The sequence below is a fragment of the Agathobaculum hominis genome (assembly GCF_014288055.1).
Classification (GTDB): Bacteria; Bacillota; Clostridia; order Oscillospirales; family Butyricicoccaceae; genus Agathobaculum; species Agathobaculum hominis.
On record NZ_JACOPK010000005.1, the window covers coordinates 180,309 to 197,613 of the forward strand.

Below are 17,305 nucleotides of genomic sequence, written 5' to 3' on the forward strand. Positions count from 1 at the left end.
CAATGGCAATCAAAGATGCAACCTGTCCGGCCTGCGGAAAGTCGATCAAGCTGAATGATGAGAAACCGTTCGGCTTTTGCAGCTTCTGCGGACATAAGATCGATACGGCAGAGTATTTCAGCGCTAAAGTGCCTAAAGCGTCTGCTGTTCAGGCAGAAACGGATAAGCCGGAGCTTGCGGCAGCACCAATCTCGGCTCCGACTCCAACCCCGGCAGCAGCGCCGTCCATCAAGATTACGCAGGATGCGCAGAGCAGCGCGATCAGCCAGATCGAAGCGATGTTTACGCTCTGCTCGACCGAACAGGAATACATGGGCCTGCGTCAGCGCGTACTTGATGGAACTTACTCCGACCAGGACAAGGCGGTCATGGTATCCGAGCTGGACCGGCTGATGAGCAAGCGGCTGCACGACGAACTGGCGCTGGAGGCAGACCTGCCTGCGGCAAAAGAAGAGGTCTCCAAACTCGCGATGGGAACGGTATTGATCGCCGTTATCGGCCTTGTCGTGACGATGTTTTTCCCGATTGCGCTGCTGATTACCGCCGTTCTGGTGCTGTGCTGCATCGCGGGCGGCGCGAAGGACCGCAAGAGAAAGAAACAGTGCGTCCGGGCGCATAAGCATCTGGAGCAGTACCGCAAGCTCGGATATAAGCTTTGATTGAGACGCTATCAATGTAAAAAGTTCCGGCCGTGTCGTATTGACAAAGCCGGAGCGCACGGTATAATCAAACAGAAAGGGACGTTGCTACCGCAGTCAGCCCCTAATTGATCAAAACTTAAAGTAGTCGTTGACCGTTTCGGAGTCCACCCGAGCGGTCAATGCGCTTTTGTGCAGAAAAATGCACAGCAAAAATGCCTCACAGTGCGCCTGTCGAGATGCTTCGTAACATCCTGCGGCTTCACGGTACGCAAGCCGTGCTCGCACTCTGCGTAGTCGTTCGAGCACAGTTCTGTAGAGAACCTTGCGAAAAATAATGAATATTTATATAGCTAATTGTACGATAATGTCTTATCTGCTGGGGATATGTCGGTTTACTCCGGCTTTGTTAATTTTCATGAAATTTTCGAAACACTCTGGTGAAAATTCTGATGTGAAAAATCAGCAGATTTTCAGGGGATGGAGGGAATGAACGCGCGGAAATCTGTCACAGGGGCGAAAAATCAGCAAGCACTTTTTCGAAATAGGGAAAATGTGGCAAAACGGCACTTGCCGTGTTCGGACGATTTCCTTAACGGTATCTTAACACGAAGATGCAAAATTCGGGAAATTATTTGTATAAAATGCTGTCTGGAATACGGAATTTCGACGCGATAGGGAAATAATGGATATTACACGAAAAAATCATACTTTATTCCTTTGAAATCTTATGATATAACTTTTGTATAGGCAGGAGGTAAGCTGGAAATACAGAATCAAAAGGAAGGTCGTGTATAAGATGAAGAATAGAATTGAGCGGGGAACTGGGCTGCATGCGGAAAATCTGCGCACGATTGCTGCGAGAGAAATTGAATTTCGCTTAACGCCATATATCTTTAATCTCGGCATCCCGCCGCACGTTTCGGGGTACAATTATCTGCGTGATGCGGTGATTGAGCTGCTGCTCGAGCCTGCGGCACAGGTCGGAGTGACAAAATGTGTATATCCGAGCGTTGCCGCCATGTACGGCACAACGGTGCACGCGGTGGAGCGTTCGGTGCGGCACGCGATCACGTCGGCATGGAATGGCGGCGGCCTGCGCCGGGTGAAGGGCGATCCGCAAAATACGATTCTGAGATTTCACAGCAGACCGACAAACAAAAAATGTATCATGGCGCTCGCACAGATGATGCAGGAACAATATGGGAACCAGATTCCCGACTGGTATGGCGAAGCGGTATGTAACGAAACAGAATGACAGGGACACACCGAATCATCTGATAAAACCGAAAATCCCTCCGGAACCACTCGAACAGGGTGGAGCCGGAGGGATTTTTTGCTGTTATTCAGCTGCAATTTTTAGCGGGAGAGATTAAGCTGGCCTGCTCTCAGTCAGAGCCTTGACTTCGTCAACACTGATTTCCAGCGCATCGGCAATATCTTCATAGGTATATTTGCCGGAGTTCAACATACGCCGCGCAATCCTGACCATTCTGGCTTTATCGGCTTCACGCGCCGCTTCATTTCTCATATCTTCCATAGCCTTGCACATAGTCGCAACTCCTTCCGTATCTTCTTTGAAATAGCGAACTCTGTCCGCCAGAATTTGATAGTGCATCTCTTCGGCGCTGGTGCAGGAAAAGTCGTGCATGAGCTGCCCCAGAGCCGTATCGTCTTTGATCTGGGCGTTTACATACAGGATATGCGACTCGTCCCCGAACAATGCGCCGGTTTCTCTGACCGTCCGGTCAATGTGATAGATCGGACAGCTGCCGTCCAGTACATCATGCTCCGTGATGAAAATGACATAAGTTTCGTTCAGCTTCTCATATTCATCGCCGGGCTCGGTCACATTGGCGTCGAGCAGACTGCTGTTATAGCGGGCACGCTTGACGCCGGCGCCTTTGTCACTGCGCTGCACCTCGATATTGTAAACGCGGTCTGCTTCATCGACGGCCAGAATATCCAGCCGCACAGAGCGCCCCTGCAAATTCTTAATATCGTGCTGACCATGTACGCGCTGTACGCGCAGATCGGTGCGTTGTAAGATGATCTGGAGCAGGAACTCGGCACAGGCCTTGTCCTCAAACACCTTATTCATAAAATCATCATCCAGCAGGCGAAAACCGCGCAGCCGCTGCAAATCCTCTGCGTGCTTGCGCTCGAAATCCAGGTCGGACATAACGTCACATCCTTATCTATAATATACCATGGAAATCCGGGCGGTTCAAGCCGTGACGGCGGCTGTTTTCCCCGCTTTCTGCCCTTTTTCTTGTTTCCTTTTGTTTGGCGAAAGGTGTATCTCACGAGCGACCTCCATCTGGGTGCGGCCCTCGAAAAAGCGCAGGCGGATGATGCGCTTTTCGCGGTCATCCAGACCGTCGATGGCCTCGCGCAGGGCAATGGCGGCGAGCCAGTGGTCGTCCGTATTGCGCGTGTCGCCGACCTGATCCATGACGCAGACCGTGTCGGTGCCGTCATGAAAAACCGGCTCGAACAGCGAGACCGGGTCGAGAATGGCGTCGAGCGCGAAAACGACCTCCTCCTTGGGCACATTCATCGCCCGGGCAAGCTCGACAATATCCGGCTCGCGCTGATGCTCGCGCACGAAGGCCTCCTTGGCCTGAAGAGCACGGTATGCCGTGTCGCGCAGGCTTCGCGAGACGCGCAGCGTGCTGTTGTCGCGCAGGTAGCGGCGGATTTCCCCAATGATCATCGGCATGAACGTTCAAAGGGGAAAAACAGCTATCCGGCGCGGACCTCCGAGCGTTCCGCGCCCTCGATGGCGTAAAATATTTCGATGCGGTCATTTCGGAGCACGATCCTGTCCACGCAGGCGCGGACAAGCGACTGCTTCTCTCTCGCGTCCAGACTGTCCCACTGCGCGCCGACCGTGCGCAGTGCGCCGAGCGCGTCCTCTTTCTCTGCGTCCTGTCCGGCACGCTGCTGCACCGCGAGAAGCGCCTCCGAGGCGCGGTCTCTGTCCTGCTTCGCGCGTGCGATGGCGTCACGGAGCGTGTCGTCCTCGTCCTCGGCGTACAGCTCGTACAGCCGCCGCAGCCTTCGCTCCGCACGGGCGAGCGCTTTCCGGCAGCTCTGCTCGTCCTCGGCCGGGGCGGACGGCGGATCTGGCTGCGCGGCAAGCCGGGCAAGGTCTGCGGTCACGATGCGCTCGATCTCCTGCGCCATGATGCCGCGGTTCGGGCAGTTTTCGTCGTGGACGAGATGCGGCTTGGATTTGTCGCGCGAGTAGCAGACCAGCCGGTCTCCGGCGCGGCCCCATTTCTGATAGCGCATTTTTGCGCCGCAGTGGCCGCACACGAGCAGTCCGGTCAGCAGCTTTCCGCCGTCGGCGGCGCGCGGCCGGTTGGGGCGGTGCAGGCGGCGCTGCGCGCGCAGCCATGTCTCGCGGTCGATGAGCGGCTCATGGCGGCCGGGATAGCGCTCGCCCTTGTACAGGATAACGCCGGTGTTGCTCTCGCGGTCGAGGATCTGCCGCACGAGATGCTCGTAACGCAGACCGAGCGCCCGGGCGATGCCCCCGGCGGACTCGCCGGCGAGATAGCGCGCGTAGATCTCGCGCACGGTGTCCGCATCACGATTGGGCACGAGGATGCCCTTCGCGGCATCGTAATCGTAGCCGAAGGGGATCTTGCCGCCGCCCGGCCAGTAGCCCTGCCGGACGCGCTCGACCATGCCCATGCGCGTGCGCAGGAAGATGTTCTCGCGCTCGAGCTGCGCAAAGGCGGACAGAATACCGATCATGGCGCGGCCGTAGGGCGTGCCGGTGTCGATGTTTTCGTTGATCGAGACGAAATCCACGCCGTGCGGCGCGAAAACGTCCTCGATCAAGTAAAGCGTGTCCTTCTGGCTGCGGCTCAGGCGGTCGAGCTTGTAGACGACCACGCGCTCGACTTCGCCGCGGCGGATGCAGTCGATGAGCTGCGTCACGGCCGGGCGCGACAGGTTCGAGCCGGAAAAGCCGCCGTCCACGTACTGCGTGAAGCGGTCGATGCCCTTCATGCGGCAGTAGGCTTCGAGCTTTTCGGCCTGTGCGGCGAGCGAATAGCCCTCGTCGGCCTGCGCTTCGGTCGAAACGCGCAGGTATAAAGCGGTGTGTTTCATGGTTTTCCCTTTCCGGGACTGCGTTCCTCCGCCTTCAGTATAGCAGAGCGCGCACGCGGCGGCAATGGAACATGCTGGCGCGGCAGGGAGAAGGGCAGGACGAGCGGCGGCATCGCGCCGGAGAGCGGGACGCCGTTCAGATATCGGATGATCTGCATGGAAAAGCTCCTTTCCGCAGGGGAACATTGCCCTGCATCGGAAGTTTCCCCCGAAACTGCCCACTGCAACCCTGTGAGAGCCGGGGGTTCAGCTTTTCCGACAGGTAAAGCTAAATTTTGTCTTGTGAGCACGCCTGCACGGGTGTATAATGTATATAGAAAACGTTTGTCTGCGGGTGAGGTATGCCTGCACGGACGAGATAACGAAGGAGAATGAAATATGTTTGAGAACCTGATTTCGGCTCTGAAGGCTGAAAAGCGTACCATCGTATTTACCGAGGGCGAGGATGCCCGTATTCTTGAGGCTGCTTCCCGCCTGAAGAAGGACGGCCTGATGGACTCCATCCTGGTCGGCAACGTAGAGGCTGTTAAGGCTGCTGCTGCAAAGGGCGGCTTTGATATCGAGGGCATGGAGATCATCGATCCGGCAACCTATCCGGAGATGGATGCCATGGTAGCCAAGATGGTAGAGCTCCGCAAGGGCAAGATGAGCGAGGAGGACTGCCGCGCTGCACTGTCCAAGGGCAACTACTTCGGCACCATGCTCGTCAAGATGGGCAAGGCTGACGCTCTGCTCGGCGGCGCTACCTACTCCACCGCTGATACCGTTCGTCCGGCGCTCCAGCTCATCAAGACCAAGCCGGGCGCACACCTCGTAAGCTCCTGCTTTATTCTCGTTCGCGAGAAGGACGGCGTCGAGGAGAAGCTGGCTATGGGCGACTGCGCGATCAACATCGACTATCCGGACAGCAAGGACAAGGAAGGCAACGTAACCCTGAAGGGCAGCCAGAAGCTGGCTGAGGTTGCCATCGAGACCGCAAACACCGCAAAGGCTTTCGGCATCGACCCGAAGGTTGCTGTTCTGTCCTTCTCCACCAAGGGCTCCGGCAAGGGCGGCACGGTCGCTCTGTCCCGCGAGGCTACCGAGTACGCAAAGGAAATGAACCCGGATCTGGCGATCGACGGCGAGCTGCAGTTTGACGCTGCTGTATCTCCGGTCGTTGCTGCTACCAAGTGCAAGGGCTCTCCGGTTGCAGGCCAGGCCAACACCTTCATCTTCCCGTCCATCGAGGCAGGCAACATCGGCTACAAGATCGCTCAGCGTCTGGGCGGCTTCGCAGCTTACGGCCCGATCCTGCAGGGTCTGAACGCTCCGATCAACGATCTGTCCCGCGGCTGCAACGCAGACGAGGTTTACCAGATGGCGATCATCACCGCAGGCCTGAAGTAATTTCAGCTTAAAAACCGTATCATCAGCCGCCGGCGTGAAAACAAACCTTCGCGCCGGCGGTTTGTTTTTTCAGTGAGGAGGGAACGCAGTGAAACAAAGACTGACTTACGCGCTCGCCTCGTCTGCGGCGTGCATCGCGCTCGCGGCGTGGCTCGTGCCGTATGCGCCGATGCCGAAGGCGGAGGGCATCGGACAGATCGAGGTGCTGGGCACGATACAGGGACAGTATTCGGCGTATGTTACGCGCTGGCTCGACACGGATGAGGTGCGCCAGCTGCTGCCGCAGATCAAAATGAACAGCATTCCCGAAATTCTGGGCCGATACCCGGAGGGAAAGCTGACCTACCAGCTCGAGACGGATTATAACGGCCAGCCGCTCTATCTTTATTACTATCCGCCGGAATTCTATGTCACCTGTGACGGAAGATGGATGCACAGGCTGCGCGGCAGTGAGGACGCCGTGCAGCGCCTGCATGAAATATGCCTCGACGCCTGCGAGCAGGAATTGGCAGATACGATATACTGGTAGTAATATAATGCACAGATAAAACAAAAAGAACTCCTGCTCCGGCGTGAAAGAGGATTTTGCGAAATAATACGAAATGTAATATTATACGAAACGGAAACAAAAAGGACGCTCTTTTTTAGAGCGTCCTTTGGCCTTACATTTTGAGAAAATACTCGTGGATGGCGGTGCTGCTGTCAAGTTCGGGATGAAACGCGGTGACGAGCTGATTATCCTGCCGCGCCGCAACGATCTTGCCGCCGACAACAGCGAGCGCCTTCGCGCCGCCCGACACCGACTCGATGTAGGGCGCGCGGATGAAGGTCATCGGCAGCGTGCCGAGTCCCTCGAAGCTGTCGTTCGTGAAAAAGCTGCCGAGCTGACGGCCGTAGGCGTTGCGCTTGACCGCGATGTCCATGGTCGCGAAGCACGGAACGCCGCCGTCGACCTGCTTTGCGAGCAGGATGAGTCCGGCGCAGGTGCCGAAGACCGGCATTCCCTCCGCGATGCGCGCGCGGAGCGCATCGAACAGGTCGAGGTCGTGCAGCAGGCGGCGCATGACCGTGCTCTCACCGCCGGGGATGATGAGGCGGTCGAGCGGCTTTTCGAGGTCGCGTGCCTGCCGGATCTCAAAATGCGGCTCGCCCAGACGGTCGAGCATGGCGGCGTGCTCCGCGAACGCGCCCTGAAGCGCTAAAATTCCGGTTGCCATGGCTTACTTGCCGCGCTCCGCCATGAGCAGAGCGATCTCGTTTTCGTTGATGCCGACCATCGCCTCGCCGAGGTTGGTGGACAGCTCTGCGATCAGCTTTGCATCGGTGTAGTTCGTGACCGCCTTCACGATCGCCGCCGCACGCTTTGCCGGGTCGCCGGATTTGAAGATGCCCGAGCCGACGAATACGCCCTCCGCACCGAGCTGCATCATGAGCGCGGCGTCCGCCGGGGTAGCAACGCCGCCGGCTGCGAAGTTGACGACCGGCAGACGGCCGTTTTCGTGGACATACTGCACCAGCTCAACCGGAACGGCCAGCTGCTTCGCTGCTTCATACAGCTCGTCCTCGCGCAGGTTCTGCACGCGGCGGATCTCTGCGTTCATCGCGCGCATATGGGTGACGGCCTGTACAACGTCGCCCGTGCCCGGCTCGCCCTTGGTGCGGATCATGCTCGCGCCCTCTGCGATGCGGCGGAGCGCTTCGCCCAGATCACGTGCGCCGCAGACGAACGGCACGTTGAACCTGGTCTTGTCGATGTGGTAAACGTCGTCGGCAGGGGAGAGGACCTCGCTCTCGTCGATATAGTCGATCTCGATCGCCTCGAGGATCTGCGCCTCAACAAAGTGGCCGATGCGGCACTTTGCCATGACCGGGATGGAAACAGCCTCCTGAATGCCGCGGATCATGCCGGGGTCGCTCATGCGGGATACGCCGCCAGCCGCGCGGATGTCCGCCGGGATGCGCTCGAGCGCCATGACCGCGCAGGCACCGGCCTCCTCTGCGATCTTTGCCTGCTCCGGGGTGGTAACGTCCATGATGACGCCGCCCTTGAGCATCTGCGCCAGTTCCTTGTTGAGTTCGTAACGAGTAGCCATATGTATATATCTCCTTCGGATTAGTAGTTTTGCGGTTGATGCGGTTATTATAACGCCGTACTGACATGAATAAAATAATCAGTTTGTAAATATTTTATAAGGTCAGATGAAAAACTTCACCAAATTTACGGACGGCTCTTGATTTTCGGATCGCTGTCTGGTATTATACTGATATTATTTCGCAAGGGCGCGGGACGGTACAGTCTTGCGCCCTTTTGCCTTCTGCTGCGGCGCGGAGGGCAACGAAAGGATGGGTATAAAAATGGAGAAATTCACCGAGATGATCAATGCCCTCGACAGCTGGCTGTGGGGTCTGCCCATGATCGTGCTGCTGCTCGGCACGCATGTGTTCATGACCCTGCGCACGGGCTTTATTCAGCGAAAGACATTCACCGGCATCCGGCTGTCCGTGACCAAGGACCCGGATTCCCCGGGCGACGTCAGCCAGTTTCAGGCCCTGACGACCGCGCTCGCGTCCACCATCGGCACGGGCAACATCGTCGGCGTGGGCACAGCGGTGTTCATGGGCGGCCCGGGCGCGGTGCTGTGGTGCTGGCTGACCGGCGTGTTCGGCATCGCGACCAAGTACGCAGAAAGCCTGATCGCGGTCAAGTACCGCGTGAAAACGGCGGACGGCCGCATGATGGGCGGTGCGATGTACGCGCTCGAACGCGGCCTGCCGTGGAAAACGTTCGGCAGAGTGATGGCGGTGGTGTTCGCGCTGTTCGCGATGCTCGCATCGTTCGGCATCGGCTGCGGCACGCAGATCAACGCCATCGCGGAGGTCATGGAGAACAACCTGCCGTTCGCGTTCCCGCGCATCGCTGTCGGCATTATCTTCGGCATCATCACCGCGGTCGTCATCATCGGCGGCATCAAGTCCATCGCGGTCGTCTGCGAAAAACTCGTACCGTTCATGGCGGCGTTCTATGTGCTCGGCTGCATCGTTATCCTCGGCATCAACGCCGACTACATCCTCCCGGCCGTCAAGGCAATCCTGACGCTCGCGTTCCAGCCGGGCGCGGTCGCGGGCGGTCTGGTCGGCGGCGGCATCCGTCTCGCGCTCCAGTACGGTGTTGCGCGCGGCCTGTTCTCCAATGAATCCGGCATGGGCTCCGCACCGCTCGTCGCATCCGCGGCGCAGACGCGCAATCCGGTGCGTCAGGCGCTCGTCTCCGCGACCGGCACGTTCTGGGATACGGTCGTCGTCTGCCTGATGACCGGTCTGGTTCTGGTCTCGACCATCATGAAGAACCCGAACATCAACATGGACACCATCGAAAACGGCGGCCAGATGACGACGGCGGCGTTCTCGCAGATCCCGTACATCGGCCCGGCCATCCTCGTCATCGGCATCATCACCTTCGCCTACTCGACCATCCTCGGCTGGTCGTACTACGGCGAGCGGGCGGCGGAATATCTGCTCGGCCGCAAGGCGATCCTGCCGTACAAGGTGCTCTTCACCGCTATCGTCGTGCTCGGCCCGGTGCTCGCGCTCGACCTTGTCTGGACCATCGCGGATGTGCTCAACGCGCTCATGGCGATTCCGAACCTCGTGGCTGTGCTGCTGCTCTCGGGCGTCATCGCGAAGGAGACGCGCCACTATCTCGCGAACCTCGACGAGAAGGATACGGCAGAGATCCCGGTTGTACGCCGCTGAACTTATAAAAACACCTGTCTCCGATGAAAAAACTTGTGTTACAGGGGGGAATATGTTATACTGATAAGGCGTTTCGCGTATTATGACACTAAGCTGTCGCGCGGACGGCTCCCGTTTCAGAAGTTCGGGGGGCGAGGCACTATGCTTCGCTCCCTTTCTTTGTCTGAAAACGGGGGAAGAGTGTATGCAGGGCAGCACCGCATAATGGAACAGGAGCAATTTGCGGAAATTATGCAGTGTGCCGTAAATCTGGCGGAAACCGGTTCCGCCGAAAAAAGGAGACAGAAAAAACATGGAGGCATTCTCGAGCATCATCACCTCGCTCGAAAACTGGATCTGGGGCGCGCCCATGCTCATCCTGCTGTGCGGCACGCACATTTTTATGACGCTGCGCACCGGATTTATCCAGAAAAAGACGTTCACGGGCATTCGCCTGTCCGTGACCAAGGACCCGGACTCCCCGGGCGACGTCAGTCAGTTTCAGGCGCTGACGACCGCGCTCGCGTCCACCATCGGCACGGGCAACATCATCGGCGTCGGCACGGCGGTCTATCTCGGCGGTCCGGGCGCGGTACTGTGGTGCTGGCTGACCGGCGTGTTCGGCATCGCGACCAAGTACGCGGAGAGCCTGATCGCGGTCAAGTACCGCGTGCAGACCGCAGACGGCCGCATGATGGGCGGCGCGATGTACGCGCTCGAGCGCGGACTGAAATGGAAGAAATTCGGCAAAACGCTCGCCATGCTGTTCGCGCTGTTTGCGATGCTCGCATCGTTCGGCATCGGCTGCGGCACGCAGATCAACGCCATCGCGGAGGTCATCGAGACCAACCTGCCCATCGGCATTCCGCGCATCGCCATCGGCATCGTGTTCGGCATCGTTACCGCCATCATCATCCTCGGCGGCATCGAGAGCATCGCGACCGTGTGCGAAAAGCTGGTTCCGGTCATGGCGCTGTTCTATGTGCTCGGCTGCATCGTCATCCTCGGCATCAACTTCGACTACATCCTCCCGGCCTTCCGGGCGATCTTCACGCTCGCGTTCCGGCCGGGCGCGGTCGCGGGCGGTCTGGTCGGCGGCGGCATCCGTCTCGCGCTCCAGTACGGCGTGGCGCGCGGTCTGTTCTCGAACGAGTCCGGCATGGGCTCCGCGCCGCTCGTCGCGTCCGCCGCGCAGACGCGCAATCCGGTGCGTCAGGCGCTCGTTTCCGCGACCGGCACGTTCTGGACGACGGTCGTTGTCTGCCTTGTGACCGGTCTCGTGCTCATCTCGACCATCATGAAGAACCCGGCGGTGGATATGGCGAGCATCGCCAACGGCGGTCAGATGACCACGATCGCGTTCGCGCAGATCCCGTACATCGGCCCGGCCATCCTTGTGTTCAGCATCATCACCTTCGCCTACTCGACCATCCTCGGCTGGTCGTACTACGGCGAGCGGGCGGCGGAATACCTCATCGGCCGCAGGGCGATCCTGCCGTACAAGCTGGTGTTCCTCGCGGTCGTCGTGTTCAGCCCGGTGCTCGCGCTCGACCTTATATGGTCCATCGCGGACATTCTGAACGCGCTGATGGCGATCCCGAACCTGATCGCGGTGCTGCTGCTCTCGGGCGTCATCGCGCAGGAGACAAGGCACTACCTCAAGAACCTCGACGAGGAAGATATGACGGAGATACCGGTCGTAGACCGGTGATCTCCTCTAAGGGGGACGCTGTCCCCCTTAGATACGCCCCCGGTTCCTTGCGAAACCGGGGGCGATAACCCCCTCGCCCCTGCACGGCAGGGGCGGCCGCGCCGCCGCGGCGCGGGCAGCGGAGTAAAAGTCCGGCAGAGCTGGACTTTTACGGGGATTTTAATGCGGTGCTCTGCGGAGCGCCTGTCCTGCCTGTCTTGCCGAAGGCAAAATGCGGCAGGAAACTGCGCCCGAAGGGCGCGAAAAAGCACACCCATCAGGGTGTGCTTTTTCTATGTATATATTCCTTGATTTACGGCATCATTACGCGGCCTTCGAACTCGGCGCGGCGTTTGATGTCGGACATGACATGATCGAACTGGTCGAGGTCGAGCGACTGCGCGCCGTCGCACAGCGCGTGCTTCGGGTCGTTGTGCGCCTCGATGATCAGGCCATCCGCACCGGCAGCGATCGCGGCGCGGGAGAGCGGCTGAACCATGTCGCGGCGGCCTGCTGCGTGAGACGGGTCGATGATGATCGGCAGGTGGCTGAACATCTTGACGAGCGGAACAGCCGACAGGTCGAGGTTGTTGCGGATCATCTTTTCGAACGTGCGGATGCCGCGCTCGCACAGGATGACCTGCTTGTTGCCGCCGGCGAAAATGTACTCGGCAGCCATGAGGAACTCCTCCATCGTCGCGGACAGGCCGCGCTTGAGCAGGATCGGCTTGTTGCAGCGGCCGAGTTCCTTGAGCAGCATGAAGTTCTGCATATTGCGCGCGCCGAGCTGGATGATGTCGACGTCCGCGAACAGGTCGAGGTGCTTTTCGCTCATGATCTCGGTGACGATCGGCAGGCCGGTCTGGCGCTTTGCCTCGAGCAGCAGCTTGAGGCCTTCGGCCTCGAGACCCTGGAACGAGTAGGGGGAGGTGCGCGGCTTGAACGCACCTCCGCGCAGGAAGGATGCGCCGGCTGCCTTGACGCGCTCCGCGCACTCGACGATCTGCGCCTCGTTCTCGACCGAGCACGGACCTGCCATAACATTGAAGTAGCCGGCGCCGATCTTGCGGCCCGCGACCTCGATGATCGTGTCCTCGGGGTGGAATTTGCGGTTGACAGCCTTGAACGGCTCGGTCACGCGCTGTACGCGCTCGACCACGTCATACGCCATAATGTCACCTTCGTCCAGACGGGTCGTGTCGCCCATCAGGCCGAGAATAGTGGTATCCTCGCCCTCGGAATAGTTGATCCGCAGCCCCATATCCGTGAAATGCTGCATCAGTCGTTCGACACGTTCCTTGTCGCTGTTCTGTTTGAGTACAACGATCATTTCAGTTCACTCCTTCACAATGTGATAATTTTAATCGATCTGCTGTCCGCCGCTTTCTCATCGGAAGCAGACAGCGTACATTTTGCAGTATACCATAGCGTGCGGCAAAAAGAAAGAGCGATTTACGACAAATCGCCCCTGCTTTTTACGGTTCTTTTTTACACGGTTGCGCTGCGCTAACTCTAATTCTCTGCGTCGGCGGCCTTGAGCTCTGTGTATTTCTGCTTGACGGCGGCGCAGAACTCGTCCCAGCGGCCCTCGTTGATGAGTCTCGCGGGGCAGACCTTTTCCATGAAATCCTGATGCTTTTTGAGCGCCTTGTCCGGGTTCAGATTGTAGGAAAGGCACAGCTGCGCGCACAGCTTTTCCGTGTTGATGAGGGTCTGCTCGTAGTTTCCGCCCTCGTTGACGCACATTTCGATGCCGATGCCGTTCATGTTGCCGCCGTTCTCGGTCATCATGTCGCCGGCATGGTAGGCGGTCTCGGTGTCGGGGAGGTGGTGGTAGATCTCGTGGTCATCCACGGTGTAGTGCCACGAAACGATGCCGCTGTCTGCGTCGGCGTTCTGATGGATGAAGGAATTGTGCGCCGCGGCGTCCGCGCCGGCGGAGAAGTTGTCGGTCTCGTGAATGACGAGATATTTGATCTCGCGCGTCTGACCAGGGCGCGCACGGCTGCCCTCGGGGATGAAGTCGGTGTAAACGGGGATGCCGTCTATGTAGCTGAGGTTCGCGTCCTGCTGCGGCGTTTTCGTGAGCGCGCGCTGGGTGAGCATGCCGCCCATAAAGGAAAGCAGCATGAGCACGGCGACGGCGATCACAGCGGGATTTACGGCGCGTTTTCCCTTCTTTCTGCGGTGAAAAGCGGAAGTTTTCAAGCGTTATCTCTCTCCAATCCTGTCTTGTAATCTTATTGTACTACGATCGGCGCGGATTTTCCACCCGAAGGGGTGTAAACTTTTTATGACAAAAAAAGCAGGCTGCTTTTACCCTCAGCAGAGGGGAGACCCTCCGCCGATACAGCGGCGCAGCCGGTGGAGGCGACTTGACGCCCCATGGCTTTTACCCTCGGCAGAGGGTGAGCGGTTCCGCCGTTCCGGCGGCTTGCCGCCGCAGGCGAGATTGGCTGCCGATGGGCAGGCCGGGCATTGCCGCCGCCCGGCGGCGGGGGCAAGAGGGGAAAGACAACCAAGGTTTTCTTTCCCCTCTTAACTCCCCAAACTTTCCTTAGGACGCGACTCCCTTCGGTCGCGCGTCTAAATGCGAGAGGCCCACAGGGGCGTTTGCTGCTCCAAGGGCACACCCTTGATCGAAGCGGAGCTTTTCGCAGCAACGGCGTTCGCGCCCTGCACCGGATGGCCGCGCACTGTTATGCGCGGCAAATTACGCAAACTGACCTCAGGGCATAACAGCGTCCCAAAACCTGCCCGACGCACGGAACCGAGCCCCCGTAACCCCCGTTTCGCCGCGCAACCGAAGGGCGTCGCGGCGCAAAGGAAGGTTTGGGGGAGTCAAGAGGGGGAAAGGGAACCATGCGGTGCCCTTTTCCCCTTTTGCCCCCGCCGCCGGGCGGCGGCACTCCCACGCCATGTCATGGCGAATATCCCCGGCCCGGGGAGGGCCTGACTCGCCTCCACCGGCTGCGCCGCTGGATCGGCGGAAAGGTCTGCCTCCTGCTGACGATAAGGTTTTTAAGGATTTACAAAGCCTTTTACAAAGGCTTTTCCTGAAAAGCCTTGCATTCCACCCGGCGGTACGATATAATAAAACTACTCGGAGAGGCAAAGCCTTTACCAGCAGAATTTTTTTGACCGCCCTTTCCCTCCGGAAAGGCGCTAAGGCCATACGGACAGCCGGGTCAAATGCCGAACATGGCAACTTTGTTGCCTTATTGAATTTTTATAAGTTGGCTGACTAAAAGCCGTGTGCCGCGGGCGCATACACTTGTGAAACAATCAATAAGAGTAGTAAAAGTAACGATTCTTGCTATATAGACTCTTTCCTCTTCCACAGACACGAAAAACAGTGCGGTCACTCCGCGCGAGAAGAGAATGATTGATTTTCCCCAAGGTGAAAGCGTGCCCGGTGCACTCCCTTCCATCCGGGGATTTTTTTATTATTTTTGTGAGGATATGATATGGAGAACAAGCTTAAGCTCTACGGCTTTAACAATCTGACCAAGGCACTGTCCTTTAACATTTACGATGTCTGCTACGCAAAGACCGAGCGCGAGCAGCTCGACTACATCAAGTACATCGACCAGCAGTACAACTCCGAACGACTGACCGGCATCATGGAAAAGCTGACCGAGATGATCGGCGCACATGTGCTGCACATCTCCAAGCAGGACTACGATCCGCAGGGCGCTTCCGTCACCTTCCTGATCGCGGAGGAGCACATGAAGCCGGCGCTCGAGCCGGATACCATCGTGGCGCACCTCGATAAGAGCCATGTCACCGTGCACACCTACCCCGAGTACCATCCGGATACCTGCCTTGCGACCTTCCGCGTGGATATCGACGTGGCCACCTGCGGCGAGATCACGCCGCTGTCCACCCTCGACTACCTCATCGGCTCGTTCGATTCGGACATTATCACGATGGACTACCGCGTGCGCGGCTTTACGCGCGATATTGAGGGAAAAAAACTGTTCATGGACCACAATATGACGTCCATTCAGGACTTTATCGACCCCGCGACGCTCGACCGCTACGATGCCTACGACATCAACGTGTATCAGGCCAACCTGTTCCACACCCGCATGCTGCTCAAGGAGATCGACCTTCAGAACTACCTGTTCAACACCGACATCTACGAGCTGCCGCCCAAGACCCGTCTCAAGATCCACTCTGACCTCCGCCGTGAGATGATCGAGATCTTTTCGGGCAAAAACATTTACTAAACCCTAATTTCTGCCGAAAGAAGGCATTTCTATGGATCAATCCCGCGCGCCCATCATGGAGGCGCTCGAAAACTTCAAGGATATGCGCATTGTGCCGTTCGACGTTCCCGGCCACAAGCGCGGACGCGGCTCGCCCGAGCTGACGGCGTTCCTCGGTCAGCAGTGCATGACCGTGGATGTCAACTCGATGAAGCCGCTCGACAACCTGTGTCACCCGACGAGCGTCATCCGCGAGGCGGAGGAACTGGCGGCCGATGCGTTCGGCGCGTCGCACGCCTTCCTCATGGTCGGCGGCACGACGAGCAGCGTGCAGGCGATGATACTCTCGGTCGTGAAACGCGGCGACGAGATCATTCTCCCGCGCAACGTGCATCGCAGCGTCATCAACGCGCTCGTGCTCACCGGCGCGATACCGGTCTATGTCAATCCGCAGATGAACGACCGTCTGGGCATTTCGCTCGGCATGTCGGTCGCGGACGTCAAGGCCGCCATCGAGAAGCACCCGTCCGCGAAGGCGGTGCTCGTCAACAACCCGACCTATTACGGCATCTGCTCGAACATCCGGGAAATTGTAAGGCTCGCGCACGCGGCCGGCATGAAGGTGCTTGCGGACGAGGCGCACGGCACGCATTTCTACTTCGGGGAGAATATGCCGGTCTCCGCCATGGCGGCAGGCGCCGACCTCGCTTCGGTTTCCATGCACAAGTCGGGCGGTTCGCTCACGCAGTCGAGCTTTCTGCTGTGCGGCCCGTCGATGAACGCCGAACACGTCCGCCAGATTATCAACCTGACCCAGACGACCTCGGGTTCGTATCTGCTGATGGTCAGCCTTGACATTTCGCGCAAAAACCTTGCGCTGCACGGAAAAGAGATTTTCCGAAAGGTCGTTGACCTCACGACCTATGCCCGCGAGGAGATCAACCAGATCGGCGACTACTACGCCTACGGCGGCGAGCTCATCAACGGCGACACCGTGTACGATTTCGACACGACCAAGCTCGCGGTGAATACGCTCGACGTCGGTCTCGCCGGCATCGAGGTCTATGACATCCTGCGCGATTACTACGATATTCAGACCGAGTTCGGCGACCTCGGCAATCTGCTCGCCTATGTTTCGGTCGGCGACCGGGAGCGTGACCTCGAACGTCTCGTAGCCGCGCTGGCGGACATCCGCCGCCGCTATAAGCGCGACAAGGCGACGCTCATGCGGCAGGAATATATCTCGCCGCAGGTGGTCGCGGGGCCGCAGGAGGCGTTCTACGCGGACAAGCAGTCGGTCGCGCTCGACAGCTCGGTCGGCCGCATCTGCGCGGAGTTCGTCATGTGCTATCCGCCCGGCATCCCGATCCTCGCCCCCGGCGAGCGCATCACGCGCGACATTCTCGATTATATCCGCTACGCCAAGGAAAAGAACTGCATGCTGCTCGGCACCGAGGACCCTGAGGTGAACAGCCTTCAGGTCATCCGCGGCGTCATCAGCCCGGAATAAAAGGAGCGTT

General features: G+C 58.7%; 15 protein-coding genes and 1 pseudogene. 8 read left to right on the top strand and 8 right to left on the bottom strand.

What is annotated here, in order from left to right:
• Positions 1–2 precede the first annotated feature (2 nt).
• Complete coding sequence (locus H8S02_RS07055) at positions 3–659, top strand: hypothetical protein (protein ID WP_186969918.1); 657 nt, start codon at positions 3–5, stop codon at positions 657–659.
• 778 nt (positions 660–1,437) lie between these two features.
• Positions 1,438–1,896, top strand: coding sequence for a sporulation initiation factor Spo0A C-terminal domain-containing protein (locus H8S02_RS07060; protein WP_243166447.1), 459 nt, complete (start codon positions 1,438–1,440; stop codon positions 1,894–1,896).
• 114 nt (positions 1,897–2,010) lie between these two features.
• Here the strand turns inward: H8S02_RS07060 and H8S02_RS07065 are convergent, their stop codons facing one another.
• From H8S02_RS07065 to H8S02_RS07080, 4 genes and pseudogenes are all read right to left on the bottom strand, one after another.
• A complete protein-coding gene (locus tag H8S02_RS07065; RefSeq protein ID WP_186969920.1) occupies positions 2,011–2,820 on the bottom strand; it encodes a PD-(D/E)XK nuclease family transposase in 810 nt (269 codons plus the stop codon).
• 45 nt (positions 2,821–2,865) lie between these two features.
• Positions 2,866–3,360, bottom strand: a pseudogene (locus H8S02_RS07070) (sigma factor-like helix-turn-helix DNA-binding protein); the annotation flags it as partial.
• A gap of 23 nt (positions 3,361–3,383) precedes the next feature.
• Positions 3,384–4,763: a recombinase family protein gene (locus tag H8S02_RS07075; RefSeq protein ID WP_186969922.1), complete on the bottom strand. Its 1,380-nt coding sequence runs from the start codon at positions 4,761–4,763 to the stop codon at positions 3,384–3,386.
• Positions 4,760–4,921 carry a hypothetical protein gene (locus H8S02_RS07080; protein WP_186969923.1) on the bottom strand — a complete coding sequence of 54 codons (162 nt, stop codon included), beginning with the start codon at positions 4,919–4,921 and terminating at the stop codon, positions 4,760–4,762. The genes H8S02_RS07075 and H8S02_RS07080 overlap by 4 nt, the downstream gene beginning before the upstream one ends.
• Before the next feature lie 220 nt (positions 4,922–5,141).
• On the opposite strand from H8S02_RS07080, the gene pta reads away from it, so the two are divergent.
• Together pta and H8S02_RS07090 are read left to right on the top strand one after the other, a co-directional pair.
• Positions 5,142–6,152: a phosphate acetyltransferase gene (gene pta / locus H8S02_RS07085; protein ID WP_186969924.1), complete on the top strand. Its 1,011-nt coding sequence runs from the start codon at positions 5,142–5,144 to the stop codon at positions 6,150–6,152.
• Positions 6,153–6,240: 88 nt separating this feature from the next.
• Positions 6,241–6,681 carry a hypothetical protein gene (locus tag H8S02_RS07090; protein ID WP_186969925.1) on the top strand — a complete coding sequence of 147 codons (441 nt, stop codon included), beginning with the start codon at positions 6,241–6,243 and terminating at the stop codon, positions 6,679–6,681.
• A 133-nt stretch (positions 6,682–6,814) separates the two neighbouring features.
• Here H8S02_RS07090 and pdxT read toward each other — a convergent pair whose 3' ends face one another.
• Both pdxT and pdxS read right to left on the bottom strand, forming a co-directional pair.
• Positions 6,815–7,369, bottom strand: coding sequence for a pyridoxal 5'-phosphate synthase glutaminase subunit PdxT (gene pdxT / locus H8S02_RS07095; protein WP_186969926.1), 555 nt, complete (start codon positions 7,367–7,369; stop codon positions 6,815–6,817).
• 3 nt (positions 7,370–7,372) lie between these two features.
• A complete protein-coding gene (gene pdxS / locus H8S02_RS07100; protein WP_118723230.1) occupies positions 7,373–8,245 on the bottom strand; it encodes a pyridoxal 5'-phosphate synthase lyase subunit PdxS in 873 nt (290 codons plus the stop codon).
• A 262-nt stretch (positions 8,246–8,507) separates the two neighbouring features.
• Here pdxS and H8S02_RS07105 point away from each other — a divergent pair, with 262 nt between their 5' ends.
• Together H8S02_RS07105 and H8S02_RS07110 are read left to right on the top strand one after the other, a co-directional pair.
• Positions 8,508–9,905 (top strand): alanine/glycine:cation symporter family protein, encoded by a 1,398-nt coding sequence (locus H8S02_RS07105; RefSeq protein ID WP_186969983.1) that lies wholly within the window; start codon positions 8,508–8,510, stop codon positions 9,903–9,905.
• A 292-nt stretch (positions 9,906–10,197) separates the two neighbouring features.
• Positions 10,198–11,595: an alanine/glycine:cation symporter family protein gene (locus H8S02_RS07110; protein WP_186969927.1), complete on the top strand. Its 1,398-nt coding sequence runs from the start codon at positions 10,198–10,200 to the stop codon at positions 11,593–11,595.
• Positions 11,596–11,887: 292 nt separating this feature from the next.
• Here H8S02_RS07110 and aroF read toward each other — a convergent pair whose 3' ends face one another.
• Positions 11,888–12,904, bottom strand: coding sequence for a 3-deoxy-7-phosphoheptulonate synthase (aroF, locus tag H8S02_RS07115; protein WP_186969928.1), 1,017 nt, complete (start codon positions 12,902–12,904; stop codon positions 11,888–11,890).
• A gap of 182 nt (positions 12,905–13,086) precedes the next feature.
• A complete protein-coding gene (locus H8S02_RS07120) occupies positions 13,087–13,725 on the bottom strand; it encodes a peptidoglycan recognition protein family protein (protein WP_186969929.1) in 639 nt (212 codons plus the stop codon).
• Between the two features lie 1,316 nt (positions 13,726–15,041).
• Here H8S02_RS07120 and speD point away from each other — a divergent pair.
• Together speD and H8S02_RS07130 are read left to right on the top strand one after the other, a co-directional pair.
• A complete protein-coding gene (gene speD, locus H8S02_RS07125; RefSeq protein ID WP_186969930.1) occupies positions 15,042–15,806 on the top strand; it encodes an adenosylmethionine decarboxylase in 765 nt (254 codons plus the stop codon).
• Between the two features lie 31 nt (positions 15,807–15,837).
• The gene (locus H8S02_RS07130; RefSeq protein WP_186969931.1) at positions 15,838–17,295 is read left to right on the top strand and encodes an aminotransferase class I/II-fold pyridoxal phosphate-dependent enzyme; all 1,458 of its coding nucleotides are present in this window, start codon (positions 15,838–15,840) and stop codon (positions 17,293–17,295) included.
• Positions 17,296–17,305 lie beyond the last annotated feature (10 nt).